This window comes from Streptomyces sp. NPDC047453 (assembly GCF_040643155.1).
GTDB lineage: Bacteria > Actinomycetota > Actinomycetes > Streptomycetales > Streptomycetaceae > Streptomyces.
In genome coordinates, this window is the sequence record NZ_JBEYTS010000048.1 from 38,340 (window position 1) to 54,627 (window position 16,288).

At 71.8% G+C, this 16,288-nt stretch carries 10 protein-coding genes and 1 pseudogene; 6 read left to right on the forward strand and 5 right to left on the reverse strand.

Annotated features, from left to right (window positions below; translation table 11 throughout):
- Positions 1-20 precede the first annotated feature (20 nt).
- The 3 genes and pseudogenes from ABZ818_RS30395 to ABZ818_RS30405 form a co-directional block, all read left to right on the forward strand.
- Positions 21-1,448: an FAD-dependent oxidoreductase gene (locus ABZ818_RS30395; RefSeq protein ID WP_361421549.1), complete on the forward strand. Its 1,428-nt coding sequence runs from the start codon at positions 21-23 to the stop codon at positions 1,446-1,448.
- Positions 1,449-1,649: 201 nt separating this feature from the next.
- On the forward strand, positions 1,650-3,506 hold the full coding sequence (locus ABZ818_RS30400; RefSeq protein ID WP_361421552.1) for a glycoside hydrolase family 18 protein: 1,857 nt from the start codon (positions 1,650-1,652) through the stop codon (positions 3,504-3,506).
- 116 nt (positions 3,507-3,622) lie between these two features.
- Positions 3,623-4,069: pseudogene (locus ABZ818_RS30405) on the forward strand (hypothetical protein); the annotation flags it as partial.
- Positions 4,070-4,110: 41 nt separating this feature from the next.
- On the opposite strand, the gene ABZ818_RS30410 reads toward ABZ818_RS30405, so the two are convergent.
- Positions 4,111-4,734, reverse strand: coding sequence for a phosphatase PAP2 family protein (locus ABZ818_RS30410; RefSeq protein ID WP_361421554.1), 624 nt, complete (start codon positions 4,732-4,734; stop codon positions 4,111-4,113).
- Positions 4,735-5,198: 464 nt separating this feature from the next.
- Positions 5,199-6,533 carry a 4-aminobutyrate--2-oxoglutarate transaminase gene (gene gabT / locus ABZ818_RS30415; protein ID WP_361421557.1) on the reverse strand — a complete coding sequence of 445 codons (1,335 nt, stop codon included), beginning with the start codon at positions 6,531-6,533 and terminating at the stop codon, positions 5,199-5,201.
- A 280-nt stretch (positions 6,534-6,813) separates the two neighbouring features.
- Here gabT and ABZ818_RS30420 point away from each other — a divergent pair, with 280 nt between their 5' ends.
- From ABZ818_RS30420 to ABZ818_RS30430, 3 genes are all read left to right on the forward strand, one after another.
- A complete protein-coding gene (locus ABZ818_RS30420; RefSeq protein WP_361421560.1) occupies positions 6,814-9,246 on the forward strand; it encodes an ATP/GTP-binding protein in 2,433 nt (810 codons plus the stop codon).
- 192 nt (positions 9,247-9,438) lie between these two features.
- Positions 9,439-11,103, forward strand: coding sequence for a PucR family transcriptional regulator (locus ABZ818_RS30425; RefSeq protein WP_361421563.1), 1,665 nt, complete (start codon positions 9,439-9,441; stop codon positions 11,101-11,103).
- A 174-nt stretch (positions 11,104-11,277) separates the two neighbouring features.
- Positions 11,278-12,723 (forward strand): aldehyde dehydrogenase family protein, encoded by a 1,446-nt coding sequence (locus ABZ818_RS30430; RefSeq protein WP_361421566.1) that lies wholly within the window; start codon positions 11,278-11,280, stop codon positions 12,721-12,723.
- A gap of 234 nt (positions 12,724-12,957) precedes the next feature.
- On the opposite strand, the gene ABZ818_RS30435 is transcribed toward ABZ818_RS30430, so the two are convergent.
- The 3 genes from ABZ818_RS30435 to ABZ818_RS30445 form a co-directional block, all read right to left on the reverse strand.
- On the reverse strand, positions 12,958-13,248 hold the full coding sequence (locus ABZ818_RS30435) for a hypothetical protein (RefSeq protein WP_361421569.1): 291 nt from the start codon (positions 13,246-13,248) through the stop codon (positions 12,958-12,960).
- Positions 13,249-13,600: 352 nt separating this feature from the next.
- Entirely contained in the window at positions 13,601-15,046 is a 1,446-nt protein-coding gene (locus ABZ818_RS30440) for an LCP family protein (RefSeq protein ID WP_361421572.1), read from the reverse strand.
- A 204-nt stretch (positions 15,047-15,250) separates the two neighbouring features.
- Positions 15,251-16,288 (reverse strand): sodium:calcium antiporter (locus ABZ818_RS30445; RefSeq protein ID WP_361421575.1); only part of this gene is annotated, 1,038 nt, incomplete at its 5' end.

Here is a 16,288-nt window from a genome sequence, read left to right on the forward strand (position 1 = left end):
CTCTGTAGGGAGTTGAAATCATGGCCCCTGGCGCCATGAGCCGTGAGCACGACTGGACCACATCCCTCTCCGAGGCCCAGCCGGTCCCGTACTGGCTGGACGACCCCGGCAGGCCCCGCCCGGAGCCGGCGCTGACCGGAGCCGAGACCTGCGACCTGCTGGTGGTCGGAGGTGGTTACAGCGGACTGTGGACCGCGCTGATCGCCAAGGAGCGCGACCCCGCCACGGACGTGGTGCTGGTGGAGGGCCGCGAGGTGGGCTGGGCCGCCTCCGGCCGCAACGGCGGCTTCTGCGCCGCCTCCCTCACACACGGCCTGGCCAACGGCCTCGCCCGCTGGCCGGAGGAGATCCACAAGCTGGAGGAACTGGGCGCCCGCAACCTCGACGCCATCGAGGAGACGGTCGCCCGCCACTCCATCGACTGCGAGTTCGAGCGCACCGGCGAACTCGACGTCGCCACCGAGCCGTACCAGGCCCGGGAACTGGAGGACTGGTACGCGGAGATGCAGGAGCACGGCCTGGCCGAGGGCTTCGAGTTCCTCGACCGGGACGCGGTGCGCGAGCAGGTCGCCTCACCGACCTTCGAGGCCGGCCTGTGGGACCGCCGGGGCGTCGCCATGGTCCACCCGGCCAAGCTCGCCTGGGGCCTGAAGCAGGCGTGCGTGCGCCTCGGCGTGCGCGTCTACGAGCGCACGCCCGCCCTGACGCTGAGGCCGTACGGCGCCGGAATGTCCGTACGCACGCCCTACGGCCGGATCAGGGCCCGCCGGGTCGCGCTCGGCACCAACGTCTTCCCCAACCTGGTCAAGCGGGTGCGCTCGTACACCGTCCCGGTCTACGACTACGCCCTGATGACCGAGCCGCTCAGCGCCGAGCAGCTGGCGTCGATCGGCTGGAAGAACCGGCAGGGCCTCGGGGACTCGGCGAACCAGTTCCACTACTTCCGGCTGTCGGCCGACAACCGCGTCCTGTGGGGCGGTTACGACGCGATCTACCCGTACGGCGGCCGGGTACGCGCGGAGTACGACGACCGCCCCGAGACCTACGCCAAGCTGGCCGGGCACTTCTTCACCTGCTTCCCGCAGTTGGAGGGCGTCCGCTTCACCCACGCCTGGGGCGGGGCGATCGACACCTGCTCGCGCTTCTCGGCGTTCTTCGGCACCGCCCACCAGGGGAAGGTCGCCTACGCGGCCGGCTACACGGGGCTCGGCGTGGGCGCGACCCGCTTCGGCGCCGAGGTGATGCTCGACCTGCTGGCCGGCCGGCGCACCGAGCGCACCGAGCTGGAGATGGTCCGCAAGAAGCCGCTGCCCTTCCCGCCGGAGCCGTTCGCCTGGACCGGCATCGCGCTCACCAAGTGGTCACTGGCCCGCGCCGACGAGCACGGCGGCCGGCGCAACCTGTGGCTGCGGACGATGGACCGCCTGGGCCTGGGCTTCGACAGCTGACACCCGCGAGGAGACCTCCCTCCCTCACGACGCGCCCCCGCGCGTCCACGGGGGAGGGAGGTCTTCGCATGCCCACGCGAGGACGGCGGCGGCCAGGGCCCGGGACATGCCGCTGATGCCACAGGTCTTGACAACCGAATTGGTCTGGACCAAATTGGGCGCGCTCCACCCTCCCCAATCCCCCCATGACCGGAGGCAGTTGTGGACCGCGACGTACGGAGACCAGCCAGACCAGCCGGACCGGCCAGGCGCCGGCTGCTCGCCGCGCTGACGGCCACGTTCCTCGCCCTGCCGGGCGTCAGCGCGCTCACGACGACCGCGCGAGCGGCCGACGCGGACATCCTGCGCAACGGCGGCTTCGAGGCGGGCCTCGACGGCTGGGCCTGCTCGGGATCCGGTACGACGGTGAAGTCCCCGGTTCGCAGCGGCAGTTCGGCGTTGCATGCGACCCCGGCCGGCAGCGACAACGCCCAGTGCACGCAGACGGTGTCGGTCCAGCCGAACTCCCAGTACACGCTGAGCGGTTACGTCCGCGGCTCCTACGTCTACCTGGGCGCGAGCGGCACCGGCACCACCGACGTCTCCACCTGGACCCAGTCCGCCCCCGACTGGCAGCAGCTCACCACCACCTTCCGCACCGGCTCGCAGACCACCAGGGTCACGGTCTACACCCACGGCTGGTACGGCACGGGCGCCTACAACGCCGACGACCTCTCGCTCGTCGGCCCGGGCGGGAACACCGGCCAGCAGCCGCCCGCCGCGCCGACCGCTCTGAAGACCGGCACCGTCACCTCGACCAGCGCGGCCCTGTCCTGGTCCCCGGTGGCCGACGCCACGAGCTACACGGTCTACCGCGACGGCACGAAGGCCCAGACGGTGACCGGCACGTCCGCCACGATCACCGGCCTGTCGCCCTCGACCGCGTACGGCTTCCAGGTCGCGGCGGTGAACGCCGCGGGCGAGTCCGCGAAGTCGGCGACGGTGACGGCGAAGACGGCCGCGGACTCGGGCGGGCCCGGCGGCGGCACCGCGGACCTTCCGCCGCACGCCCTGGTCGGCTATCTGCACGCGAGCTTCGCCAACGGCTCCGGTTACACGCGCATGGCCGACGTCCCCGGCAGTTGGGACGTCATCGACCTGGCCTTCGGCGAGCCGACGTCGGTCACCTCGGGCGACATCCGCTTCAACCGCTGCCCGGTCACCGAGTGCCCGAACGTCGAGAGCGACGCCGAGTTCAAGGCGGCCATCAAGGCCAAGCGGGCGGCCGGCAAGAAGGTCCTGATCTCCATCGGCGGCCAGAACGGCCAGGTGCAGCTGACCACGACGGCGGCCAGGGACACGTTCGTCTCGTCCGTTTCGCGGATCATCGACGAATACGGCCTCGACGGCCTCGACATCGACTTCGAGGGCCACTCCCTGTCCCTCAACGCGAACGACACGGACTTCCGGAACCCGACCACGCCCGTGGTCGTCAATCTGATCTCGGCCCTGAAGACCCTGAAGGCGAAGTACGGCGCCAAGTTCGTCCTGACCATGGCCCCGGAGACCTTCTTCGTGCAGATGGGCTACCAGTACTACGGCACGGGCAAGTGGGGCGGCCAGGACCCGCGCTGCGGCGCCTACCTCCCGGTGATCCACGCTCTCCGCGACGACCTGACCCTGCTCCACGTCCAGGACTACAACTCGGGCCCGATCATGGGCCTGGACAACCAGTACCACTCCATGGGCGGCGCGGACTTCCACATCGCCATGACCGACATGCTCCTGACGGGCTTCCCGGTGGCCGGCGACGCGGCGAACGTCTTCCCGCCGCTGCGCCCCGACCAGGTCGCCATCGGCATGCCAGCGTCCACCAACGCGGGCAACGGCCACGTCGCCCCGTCGGAGGTGACCAAGGCCCTGGACTGCCTGACCAAGAAGACGAACTGCGGCTCCTCCACCACCCACGGCACCTGGCCGGCCCTGCGCGGCCTGATGACGTGGTCGGTCAACTGGGACCGGTTCGGGAACTGGCAGTTCCAGAACACCTTCGACGCCTACTTCGGGCGCGGCCGCTGAACCGTGAGCCGGTTCACTCCAACGAGGGGCCACAATCCGCGTAATGGCTGATGGGATACCTCCCTCTCTCTTGTGACGCGGCCCGCGTCCACGAACGATGAGGGAGGTCTTCCCATGGGGCGAAGACGGAGGTCGCCTGGCCGGCATCGGTCGCGCCGGACCCCGAGGCCTGCCGCCGGGAGTGGGAACGCAACCCCCAGGGGGTCGCCCTGCTGCCCGCGGGCAAGGCCTGGGACGTCCTGATCCTGCCCGGCGTGCTCGGCTGTCCGACGCTCGACGTCCTGACCCGAGTCCTCGACCGACCAGGGCCGGTGCCGGCCGACTTCGGGGACGAGCGCACGGGCTTCTTCGTGCCGCCGGGCACCGCGGCCCCCCGGCTCGGCACCGGTATCCGCACCGCGGGGCTCGGCACCTGGACCGTCGTGCCGTATCCGGGGCGGAGCACCGGCAGGGTGCGCCGGCTGGTCACCCCGGACGGCTCGGGCACCCTCACCGACCCGGCACTGCTGGAACTGGCGATGCACGAGGCGGCCGCGGCCCTGGCCCTCAAGGAGGAGGGCTGATGTGCGGGAGCCGACTCGAACACGCAGATGGGATACCGGTTCTAGGGTGCGGCGTCAGTGGTCACGGCGGCGCCGATCAGCAGCCACAGCGCGGACAGCAGCACGGAAGCCAGGCACCAACCGGCCACGACATCCAGTGGCCAGTGGTAGCCGCGCCGCACCAGCCCGAAGGAGGCGCCGGACACGAGAGCGGCGAACGCCGCGACGACGGTCCGGCGGGCGGCGGCCGTGCGCAGCCAGGGCAGCAGCACGAGCGCCGCGGCACCGTAGGCGACGGCCCCGGTGGCCGCGTGCCCCGACGGGAAGTACCCGGTACCGGGAGGCATGACCGCGGTACCGGGACGGGCCGTCCAGGCCTTCAACGGCACGACGAGCGCCGGGAGCAGGACCATCGGCACGGCTGCCGCGAGGGGCGCGAGCCACCAGCGCTCCGCGCCGGCGGCGCGTCCCCGCCAGGCCGTGTGGATCAGGACGGACAGGAGCACGGGTACCGCGATCTGCACCTGGCCCAGATCGGACAGCAGTTCGGAGAGGCGGTCCGGGTGCAGCAGCGCGTGGCTGACCTCCCGGTCCGCGTCCAGCAGCGGGCCGCCCGCCGTCACCTGCCAGGTGATCAGTGCGAGCAGGAGGGCCGGGACGGCGAGCAGGAACACCACGAACACCACGGTGCACAGCTTCGCAGGCAGGGCGAGTGAGCCCGGACCCGGGCCGGTCGGTCCCGAGCCGTGCCGCTCCCGAGCCGTGCCGGCCGGTCCCGGACACACCGAAGGGCCGGCACAAGGGGGGGTGTGCGCCGGCCCGACGGGGACGGCCGTCCCATCTCTCTGCGACCGTCCGGATCGGAAGGCCGCGCGCCCCGGGGGGTCTGGGGCGGGCGACTGTCCGATCATTGAGGAGAACCGGAACCCGTGGGTTCCGGGTGTGTGCGCGAGGCACGACCAGGTCGAAGCTGGGGAGGCTACGGCCTGAGGCCGCCCACAGTCCCCTGTGGGCGGGTGTATCTCTCATCCGGGAAGAACCTACGGCAGCCGGTGGGCGGAGGACAGCGGGAACGGCGTCCTGCCATCCACCTCGCACACCTTCTTCACACGCTCTGCCGCCGGCTGCGCCAGGCGCGCATATCCGCCGCTCAGATGCGCGCGAACGCCTGCTCGATGATGTCGAGGCCCTCGCTCAGCAGGTCCTCGCCGATGACGAGCGGGGGCAGGAACCGCAGCACGTTGCCGTAGGTGCCGCAGCTCAGGACGAGCAGGCCCTCGGCGTGGCAGGCCTTGAGGAGCGCGGCCGTCGCCTCCGGGTTCGGCTCCTTTGTGGCACGGTCCTTGACCAGCTCGATGGCGATCATCGCGCCGCGGCCGCGGACGTCGCCGATGATGTCGAACTTGTCCTGCATCGCGGTGAGGCGGGCCTTCATGATCTCCTCGATCCGCTTCGCCTTGGCGTTGAGGTCGAGTTCCTTCATGGTCTCGATCGCGCCGAGCGCGCCCGCGCAGGCCACCGGGTTGCCGCCGTAGGTGCCGCCGAGGCCGCCCGCGTGCGCGGCGTCCATGATCTCGGCACGGCCGGTGACGGCGGCCAGCGGCAGGCCGCCGGCGATGCCCTTGGCGGTGGTGATCAGGTCCGGGACGATGCCCTCGTCCTCGCAGGCGAACCACTGGCCGGTGCGGCAGAAACCGGCCTGGATCTCGTCGGCGACGAACACGATGCCGTTGTCGGCGGCGAACTGGCGGATAGCGGGCAGGAAGCCCTTGGCCGGCTCGATGAAGCCTCCCTCGCCGAGCACCGGCTCGATGATGATCGCGGCCACGTTGTCCGCGCCGACCTGCTTGGTGATCTGGTCGATGGCCTGCTTGGCGGCCTCGGGGCCGGCGTTCTCCGGGCCCGTCGGCCAGCGGTAGCCGTAGGCCACCGGCACCCGGTAGACCTCGGGCGCGAACGGACCGAAGCCGTGCTTGTACGGCATGTTCTTCGCCGTCAGCGCCATGGTGAGGTTGGTGCGGCCGTGGTAGCCGTGGTCGAAGACGACGACGGCCTGGCGCTTGGTGTGGGCGCGGGCGATCTTGACGGCGTTCTCGACGGCCTCGGCGCCCGAGTTGAACAGCGCGGACTTCTTGGCGTGGTCACCCGGCGTGAGCTCGGCCAGCGCCTCGGCGACGGCCACGTAGCCCTCGTACGGCGTGACCATGAAACACGTGTGGGTGAAGTCGGCGAGCTGCGCGGAGGCGCGGCGTACGACGGCCTCGGCGGACGCGCCGACCGAGGTCACCGCGATGCCGGAGCCGAAGTCGATGAGGCGGTTGCCGTCGACGTCCTCGATGATGCCGCCGCCGGCACGCGTGACGAAGACCGGCAGCGTGGAGCCCACGCCCTGCGCGACCACAGCGGTCCGGCGGGCCTGCAGCTCCTGCGACTTCGGGCCGGGGATGGCGGTGACGACGCGGCGCTCCTGCTCAAGTGCGGTCATGGGGGCTCCCTGATGAGATCTTGCGTACGGCGGCGTTTTTCGGACGCTTTTCCTTCTTTTCTCGCAGGTTAGGGCGGCGGGGAGGACGTGGGCATGCTCCATGTGGGCGTTGTCGCCGACCGCGGTTGTCCGCGGTGGACATAGGAGGGGCGCGGGCCGGACAACGCGGGTGCCGGCGCCGTGACCTGCGGTGTGCCGCGCAATCGGTGAACTCCCCTTGCGCGGGCGTTAGATTGACTCGCTGATGGTGGACGGAACGGCTGGTCAGGGGGCAAGGGCGATGGACGACGGGACGCAGGACGCCCGGGGTACGCACGCGAACCCCGTGCCACGCCCGGCGGTGCCGAGGGACGCTCCCACGGCGCCACCCCGGCCGAGCATCCCCCCGGCCGCGCCCGGTGCCTACGAGCAGTATCCGCAAGAGGGGCCGGGGCAGCACGGGCAGCTCCCCGAGCGGCGGCCCGGCGTCGCCGAGTGGCTCGACACCCCCCGCCCGGCCGCCGCGCCCGGCATCTGGCGCTTCGGGCACCGCCCGCCCAAGGCCGCGAGGACGCCGGACCGGCTGCCGTCGATCACGATCGTCGGGCTGCTGATCCCGCTGGTCGTGGCCCTGCTGGTGTGGTCGCTGTGGCGGCAGGGCGCGCTGCCGTACCAGGGGACGCCGCTGAAACTGTTCACCCCGGACGACTGGTGGTGGGGCGGCACCGTGTCCCCCAAGGGGATGCAGGGCCGCGAGGCCATGGTGGTCTACGACGGCGTGTTCTTCGCCGTGCTCGTCTACGCCGTCGGACGGCTGGGCAGCTGGCCCGACGTCGTACGGCACTTCGTGGGCCGCCGCCCGCAGCCCGCGCGGGCCCTGTTCGCCGCCGCCGGCGCCCTGATCGCGCTCAGCCTGGTCTTCCCCGGCGCCTTCCCGGGCGTCGGCTGGGACCCCCTGCCGGTCGTCGACCCCGTCTTCTCCCTGATCGTCCTCGTCTCGGGCGGCTACGGCCTGTTCGCCTCCCAGCTGTTCACCGACGCGCTGTACGCGCTCATCACCCTGCTGGTCGTCTGGCCGTTCGCCCGGGTCGGCGGCTGGTGGGCGTACGCCCGGGAGCTCGCCGCGCGCCGCCGGGCGGCCGCGGACCCCGTCACCCCGCCCGCGGCGGACCTGCCGCGCTCGCAGTGGCCCGGACCGCGCAACGCCGGGCAGTACGAGGCAGCCGACCTGCTGGCCGCCGAGGTCGCCGCGGGCCGGATGAACGACGTGGACTGCGTCCGGGTCGAGCGGGCATGGGAGGCGGCCCGGCGGGAGGCACGCCCGGCCACCTTCACCGAGACCGTGCTGCGGCAGGGCGCCGCCGCCTGGACGCACCCCTCCGGGGCGCGCGATCTGCCGGGCCGCACCGCGCGCCACGACCTGCTGGAAGGGCAGGTGCGCATCGGACGCTGGGCGGGGGAGCGGACCCCGCGCGACTACGAGGGGGCGGCGGCCGCCCTCGGCCCCGAGACGCTCGGCACCTCGCTGCTGCTGGTGGGGCCGTCCGGGTCCGGGAAGACCCGGAACGTCACCGGGCCGGTCACCGAGGCACTCACCCTCCAGGCCCTCACCGGAGCGTGCGCGGTGGTCGCCGTCGGCGCCGCCGGGACTCCGCTCGGCCCGGACTCCGCGTACGACGTGGTGGTCCGGATCGGTGACCCCGCCTCCGTCCACGACCTCGACCCGTACGCCGGGTCCGACGACCCCGACGAGGCCGCCGCCTTCCTGGCCGAGGCTCTGGTCGGCGACTTGGAGACCGTCGGCGGGCAGAGCGCCGCCACCGCGCTCGCCCAGTTGCTCGGCCCCTACCGGGCGGCGCACGGGCACTTCCCGCCGCTGCCGGCGCTGCGCGAACTGCTGGAGGGCGATCCGGGCGCGGTGGCGTCCCTGCGGGCGGCGCTGTCGGCGGACGAACACGCCGTGATGCGGCGCGAACTCGACGCCCGGACGCGGCAGGCCGGCTCCGCGGCAGACGCCGGACCGGCCCTCGCGGACCGGCTCGCGCTCCTGGACCGGCCGGCCTTCGGCGACTTCTTCGCCGCGGCGGGGCCCGGCGGCCGGCCCTTCTCGCTGCGCGCGGTGGCCCACCATCCGCTGCGGGTCCGCGTCGACCTGCCCGAACGCGGACACGAGGAGGCGTCCCGGCTGATCACCCGGCTGGTCCTGGCCCAGTTCCACACCGTCGTACGGGACACCCGGCGCCCCCACTTCGCCTGCCTGGTCCTCGACGACGCCACCGGGGCCGTCACCGCGGAGTCGGTGCGCCGCGTCCAGGGGCTGCGCTCCCAGAACGCCGGCGTCGTCCTCGCGCTCCGGTCGGTCGCCGACGTGCCCGAGGCGCTGCACGGCCCGCTGCTGGGGGCCGTCGGCTGCCGTATGGCGCTCGCCGGCGTCACCACCTGGGACGGCGGCCGGTTCGCGCAGGCCTGGGGGACCGAGTGGGTGGAGACCAAGGAGGTGGCCAAGCACACCGTCTTCGCCCACCAGCCGATGACCCGCGCCATCCACGCCCTGCGCAAGCTGGTGACCGGACGGGCCGTGACCACGGACGCCGTGACGACCCGGCAGGTGGAGCGGGAGCGCTGGTCCGCCTCCCAGCTGGCCCACGAGGTCCCGCCCGGGCACGCGGTGCTGTCGCTGACCGGCGTGCGGGGCGAGCACACGCCGCCGCTGCTGGTGGACCTGCGGGGCTGAACGGGGCGGGAGGCGAACGCGGCGGGTATGCGCACGGCCGTAACACGTTGACCGTACGGTGAGGCAGAATCGGCATAGGTTGTTCATACGTGACGTCCAAAAGATCACAATGATCATCCGATCTCCATAGAGCCTCCGCGCAAGAACCCGTAGAAGAAACCCGCACAAGAACCCCGCAGACCAGAAGGCCTCATGCCCCCGACGCTCGCCTCGCTCGTCCACCACTCCGCGCTCAAGCTGACCGTGCGCGCGGGCGGGGACCGCCTGGACGTACCCGTCCGCTGGGCCCACGTCAGCGAGCTCGCCGACCCCGTGCCGTACATGGAGGGCGGGGAACTGCTGCTGATCACCGCGCTCAAGCTGGACGCGGAGAATCCCGACGCCATGCGCCGCTATGTGAAGCGGCTGGCCAAGGCCGGGGTCGTCGGGCTCGGCTTCGCCGTCGGGGTCAACTACGAGGACATCCCCGCGGCGCTCGTCGACGCCGCCGAGGAGGAGGGGCTGCCGCTGCTCGAGGTGCCCCGCCGCACCCCGTTCCTCGCCATCAGCAAGGCGGTGTCGGCGGCCATCGCGGCCGACCAGTACCGGGCGGTCACGGCCGGCTTCGCCGCCCAGCGGGAACTGACCAAGCAGGCCCTGAACGCCGGACCCGAGGGACTGCTCGCCGCGCTCGCGGCCCAGGTGGACGGCTGGACGGCGCTCTACGACGCCTCGGGGGCCGTCGTCGGCGCGGCACCCGAGTGGGCCACACGCCGCGCCGAACGGCTCACGGCCGACATCGACCGGCTGCGCGACCGGCCGGCCCCCGCGTCCGCCGTGGTCGGCGGACCCGAGACCGAGGACCGCGTCGAACTGCACTCCATCGGCACCGGGCGCCGCCCGCGCGCCGCGCTCGCCGTCGGCACGGCCGCCACCCTCGGCACCGCCGAGCGGTACGCCGTCCACTCCGCAGTGGCCCTGCTGACGCTCACCACGGAACGCTCACGCTCGCTGCACGCCGCCGAGCAGCGGATCGGCGCCGCCGTGCTGCGCATGCTGCTCGCCGGGCAGCCCGACCATGCCCGCGCGGTGGCCGGAGACCTGTACGGCGGCCTGCTGGACGCCCCCTTCCGCATGATCGTCGCCGAGTCCGCCTCGGCGTCCGCCGCGCGGGCGCACGCAAGTCACGCGCGCGTGCAGTCCGCCGCACCCTCCCCGGCCGCGGTACTGGCCGCCGCCGGCACCGGCGCCGACCCGCTCGCCGTGCTGGCCGAGATAGTGGAGGCGGCCGCCGCCCGGTCGGGGGAGGCGGTGCTGGTGGTGCCCGACGGGGAGCGCCTGGTGGTGCTCGCCGCCGACGGGGGCGCGGCCGTGGCGGTGTGCGGCCAGTACGCCGCGGCGCTGGAGGCGGCGCGGGCCGAGGCCGTGCGCGAGCAGTCGGGCGGGGAGGAGGGCGAACTGGTCGTCGGGCTGTCCGGGCCGGCCGGGCCCATCGCGGCCGCCGCCGCGTACAAGCAGGCCGACCAGGCGCTGTCGGTGGCGCGGCGGCGCGGACGGGTGCTCGTCGAGCACGACCAGCTCGCCTCCGGATCGGTGCTGCCGCTGCTGGCGGACGACGCGGTCAGGGCGTTCGCGGACGGGCTGCTGCGTGCGCTGTACGAGCACGACGCGACGGGCCGCGGTGATCTGGTGGCCTCGTTGCGGGCCTGGCTGTCCCGGCACGGCCAGTGGGACGCGGCCGCCGCCGACCTCGGCGTCCACCGGCACACCCTGCGGTACCGGATGCGGCGGGTCGAGGAGATCCTCGGCCGCTCCCTGGACGATCCGGACGTGCGGATGGAGCTGTGGCTGGCGCTGAAGGCCACGTCCACGGAGTAGGGGGCCTGCCGGATATCGCGCCGGCCACCGCGCCGGACAGGCCTCGTACGCCAATCCGGCGCACCCCCGCCCCGCACTGCTACGACTCGGACAAGCGACCCCGGGCCGCCCCCGCCCTACCGTGGACGACGAAAGCCAAGTACATCTCCTACGCGGAAGGGCCGGGACTCCTTGATGACTTCCACCCACGCCTTCTGGCTCGCCGGCCGCCAGGTCACCGGCGAGGACACCTTCGACGTCACCAACCCGTGGGACGGGCGGCTGGTCGGCAAGGTCGGCGTGCCGACCGACGCCCAGGTCGAGGAGGCCGTGGCCGCCGCGTACGCCGTGCGGGACGAGTTCGCCGCCACCCCGGCGCACGTGCGGGCCGCCGCCCTCGACCACGTCAGCAAGCGGCTGGTCGAGCGCACCGAGGAGATCGCGCAGCTCATCTCCGCCGAGAACGGCAAGCCGATCAAGTGGGCGCGCGGCGAGGTCGGCCGTGCCGTGTCCGTGTTCCGGTTCGCCGCGGAGGAGGCCCGCCGGTTCAACGGCGGCGACGCCCAGCGCCTGGACACCGACGCCGGCGGCCAGGGCCGCCTCGCCTTCACCCGCCGCTTCCCCAAGGGCGTCGTCCTCGGCATCGCGCCGTTCAACTTCCCGCTGAACCTGTGCGCCCACAAGGTCGCCCCGGCCATCGCCGCCGGTGTGCCGATCATTCTCAAGCCCGCCCCGGCCACCCCGCTGTCCGGGCTGATCCTCGGCGAGCTGCTGGCCGAGACCGACCTGCCGGCCGGTTCCTGGTCGATCCTCCCGGTCGCCAACGACAAGATGCCGGCCCTCGTCCAGGACGAGCGCCTGCCGGTCATCTCCTTCACCGGTTCCGAGAAGGTCGGCTACGCGATCATGGACTCGGTGCCGCGCAAGCACTGCACCCTGGAGCTCGGCGGCAACGGTGCGGCCGTCGTCCTCGCCGACTACGCGAGCGACGAGGACCTGGACTGGGCCGCGGGCCGCATCGCGACCTTCTCCAACTACCAGGGCGGCCAGTCCTGCATCTCCGTGCAGCGCGTGATCGCCGACGCCTCGGTCTACGAGCGCCTGCTGCCGCGCATCGTCGCCGCCGTCGAGGCCCAGGTCACCGGTGACCCCTCAGACCCGAAGACCGATGTCGGCCCGCTGGTCAGCGAGGACGCCGCCAAGCGCGTGGAGTCCTGGGTGCAGGAGGCCGTCGAGGCCGGAGCCACCCTGCACGCCGGCGGCAAGCGCGACGGAGCCTCGTACGCCCCGACCGTCCTCACCGACGTGCCCTCCGAGGTGACGATCTCCTGCGAGGAGGTCTTCGGCCCCGTCCTGACCGTGCAGAAGGTGAACGGCGAGGCCGAGGCCTTCGCCGCCGTCAACGACTCCAAGTACGGCCTCCAGGCAGGCGTGTTCACCCATGACCTGCAGACCGCCTTCCGCGCCCACCGCGCCCTGGAGGTCGGCGGCGTGGTCGTCGGCGACGTCCCGTCCTACCGCGCCGACCAGATGCCGTACGGCGGCGTCAAGCAGTCCGGCGTGGGCCGCGAGGGCGTCAAGTTCGCGATGGACGACTACACCTACGAGCGCGTCCTGGTCCTGACCGGCCTCGCCCTGTAGGCCTGACGGTCCGCCGACCGACGACGGCCGGAGCCCGCTGTGCGGGGGCTCCGGCCGTCGTCGTACATGTGCCCACTGACCTGCTGGAACAGTCGAATCTTGGCTGATTCCCGTGGACTTGTGGGAACAGCGTGGGAACACGGGGCTAGCCTCCGGGCCATGGCGAGCGTTGTGCGGCGCAAGAACAGGCGCGGGGAGATCACCAGCTTCCAGGTGAAGTGGCGTGACGGTGGCTCAGCGACCGGTGACTGGCAGACCGAGCGTTTCGACGACGAGGACTCGGCCGAGGTCTTCAAGAAGGCCGTCGACGAGGCCGGGCAGAACTGGCCCCCGGGCTGGGTGAAGGGCAAGGGGTTCATCGACGAGGCGTCTGCCGACGAACTGCGCTACCGCTTCGACCGCTTCGCGCGGGAGTCCATCGAGAACCGGACGGCGAGCAAGCGCTACAAGCAGCAGCGCATCAGGGCTCTGGAGATGTACGTCTTCCCGACGTTCGGCCTCTGCGATGTGCGCTCTGCCGAGCACTTCAGCAAGGCCACGATCGGCGCGTGGGTCAACAAGATGATTCAGACGAAGGTCAGGCGCGGGTCCAAGATCAAGGACATGTCGCCGGAGACGCTGCGGGGCCTGCACGGGGTCCTGTCGTCGGTGCTGAAAGAGGCCGTGATCGCAGAGCCGCCGCTCCGGGACCGCAACCCGTGCGACCTGACGAGGATCCCGAGCGCTGACGACTGGGGCATCGAGGACGACGAGAGCTCCGACGACATGGAGTTCATGACTCCTCAGGAGGTCGCCGGCCTCGTCGACTGCTTCCCTCGGGCCAGCGACCGGATGCTCGTGCGCACGGCCTACGGGACCGGCATGCGGTGGGGCGAGATCAGCGCACTACCTGGAGGTGACCCCGCAGCGCGTGTCCGACATCGCCATCGTCGGCCACCACAGCGAGGCCCGCGCCCGCCGGGACGCCTGGGCCGCACGCCCGACTGGGACAAGTGGCTGCGCCCCAAGGCGTACTGCACGAACTGCTCGGGCTCCAGGTCCGCGTTCTCCTCCGCCCGCCGACGCCGCCTCGATCACCTTCGACGCCCCGGACGGGCGTTGGTGTCAGGCCGGGCAGGTGGCTGGCGAGCGCCTGGGCCTGCTCCGACTGGCCCTGGGCGTAGGTGAGCGTGGTCTTGTCGACTCGGCTTGGGGCGTTGCCGGTGGCGGTTATCTGGAAGCCGAGGGCCCGCAGTTGGTCGGCAACCTTCAGCGCCTGGCCCTTGGTGCCGGTGCCGTTGAGGACGGTGACGTACACCGTGTTCGCGGGTGCCGGTAGGTGGGCGGTGGCCTTTTTCAGGTCGGCCTTGGTCATTTCCTGGTCGTGGTTGAGGGCGGTGAACAGTTGCCGTGCGGCGGGCTGTTGCCAGGTGATGTTGGCCTTGTCCGTGGGCACGTCCCTTTCCCGCGGGTAGTTGGGGACGGTCAGGAACGAGATCCGGTTCGTGGGGATGCCCTTCACGCTGGAGGCCAGGCTGGAGAGAGGTTTGATGCCCGCGAGGCCGGGGTCGGTGGTCAGCGAGTCGGTGGCGGAGGTCAGGAAGCCGTACAAGGCGGTGGGGTCGTACAGCTTGGATTTGGCGCGGTCGGCGAGGGACTGCATGAATTCCTGCTGGCGTCCGATGCGGCCGATGTCGGAGCCGTCGCCGATGCTGTAGCGGGCGCGGACGTAGCCGAGGGCTTTTTCGTCCTTGACGATCTGGCAGCCGGGCTCGAGGTCGAGGTGTGCCTTTTTGTCGTGGATGGCCTGCTCGGGGCAGACCTGGACGCCGCCGACGGCGTTGACCATGCCGCTGAAGCCGCGGAAGTCGACGATCAGGAAGTGGTCGATGCGGATCTGGGTGTTGGCTTCGATGGTCTTGATGGTGCAGGCGGCGGCTTTGGCGGTGTCTCCGGTGGAGCCGCCGATCGCGAACGCCTCGTTGATCTTGAAGTGGTGGGGTGGGGACGGGGTGCCGTTGCCGCGGTCGCAGGCGGGGATCTGTACCCAGGAGTCGCGGGGGAAGGAGACGACGGTGGCCCATTTCCCGTTGCCGCCGGTGTGCAGCAGCATCAGAGTGTCGGACTGCATGGTGGTCAGGTTCTTGCCGTAGGCGTCGCCGAGGCCTTTGCGGCTGTCGGAGCCAATGACCAGGATGTTCTGGCCCCCGAGTGCGGCCTTGGGCCGGTTGTCGCCCAGCGCGTCGCCGACATCTGCGCCCTTGATGTTGCCGTTGAGGTGGGTGTAGATCCAGCCGCCCACACCGGCCGTGCCCAGCACGAGGACCGAAGCGGCGAGCGCCACCCAGCGGCCGATCCGCCGTTTGGAACGCCTGCGTCGGCGCCGCCCGGTCGGCTCGTGACTCTGCGAAGGTATTGCGGGTCTGCGTGCGTGTCCTGCCATGACGGCTCAGGTCCCTTGTGCCGTGCGCTGCTCGCGCTATCGATGAAGAAGCGGCCCGGCTGCCGCGCAGGAGATCTCCTGCGTGGCAGCCCAGGGTGGGATCGCTCAGCTGAGGATGGGGATCAGGCCGAGCGCGAACAGCAGGTAGAAGCCGGCCGCGACGGCCAGGCGTGCCGGGGTCAGCTTGTGGGCGCGCATGGTGAGCAGCAGGTAGATGATCGCGGCCATGGTGATCAGTCCGGACCACAGCAGGGCGGTGTCGAAGTGCCAGCTGGTGAAGAGGAGGCCCAGGCCGGAGGGGACGGTGGCCTGGATCATCATGGCGCCGGAGATGTTCGCCAGCGCCAGTTTGGTCTTGCCCTGGCGTACCCAGATCACCGCGTTCATGATCTCCGGCAGCTCGGTCGCGATGGGGGATAGCAGCAGCGCGGTCACGGAAGCGGACAGGCCGAGCATCGGGCCGATGGCGTCCAGCTGCTTCACGAACAACTGCGAGGCGAAGAAGATCACCACCAGGGTGACCAGTGTCTGCGCGACCACGGCCCAGGTGGCCGGGGAGGCGGCCTTCGGCTGGAACTTCAGCGGCTCCAGTTCCTCCTCCTCGCCGTCCTCGTCGCGGATCTCCCGCCAGAAGTAGACCGCGTAGGCGGCGAAGAACAGCAGGCCCAGGACCGGCTTGAAGGCGAAGGCGACCAGGCCGAGCGCCACCTTCACGATGAAGATCGGCAGGAACCACTTCTGGTCCTTGGCCAGCCGCTTCATGTCCGCCGCACTGCCCAGCGCCTGCTCCTTGTCCGCAGGGGGCGGGCCGAAGCCGTCCGGGCCGGCAGCGCCCGCATCGACGAGTACGGGGATGCGCTGCTTGCCGGCGTCGAGCGCGGCTGCGCGGTCTTTGCGGCGCTTGAGCAGCAGCATGGTGCCGGTGACGCCGTAGGCGACGGTGGCCAGCGCCAGCGGGCCGCCCATCGCGGCACCCACGCCGATGTTCTTGGCCTCAGCGGTCGCGCCGGTGGTCACCGCGACGAGCGTGACCACGGACTCCGGCAGGGCGGTGCCGAAGGCGGCCAGGATCGTGCCGACCGCCATCTTGCCCACGTTGAGGCGCTCGCCGAGCCACTCGACGGCGTTGACGAACCACTCACA

What these genes read in the sequence shown, in the direction of transcription:
- ABZ818_RS30420 (WP_361421560.1), top strand. Translation starts at nt 6,814, where the DNA reads ATGGACGACGGGACGCAGGACGCCCGGGGTACGCACGCGAACCCCGTG.
- gabT (WP_361421557.1), bottom strand. Translation starts at nt 6,533, where the DNA reads ATGACCGCACTTGAGCAGGAGCGCCGCGTCGTCACCGCCATCCCCGGC.
- ABZ818_RS30395 (WP_361421549.1), top strand. Translation starts at nt 21, where the DNA reads ATGGCCCCTGGCGCCATGAGCCGTGAGCACGACTGGACCACATCCCTC.
- ABZ818_RS30430 (WP_361421566.1), top strand. Translation starts at nt 11,278, where the DNA reads ATGACTTCCACCCACGCCTTCTGGCTCGCCGGCCGCCAGGTCACCGGC.
- ABZ818_RS30425 (WP_361421563.1), top strand. Translation starts at nt 9,439, where the DNA reads ATGCCCCCGACGCTCGCCTCGCTCGTCCACCACTCCGCGCTCAAGCTG.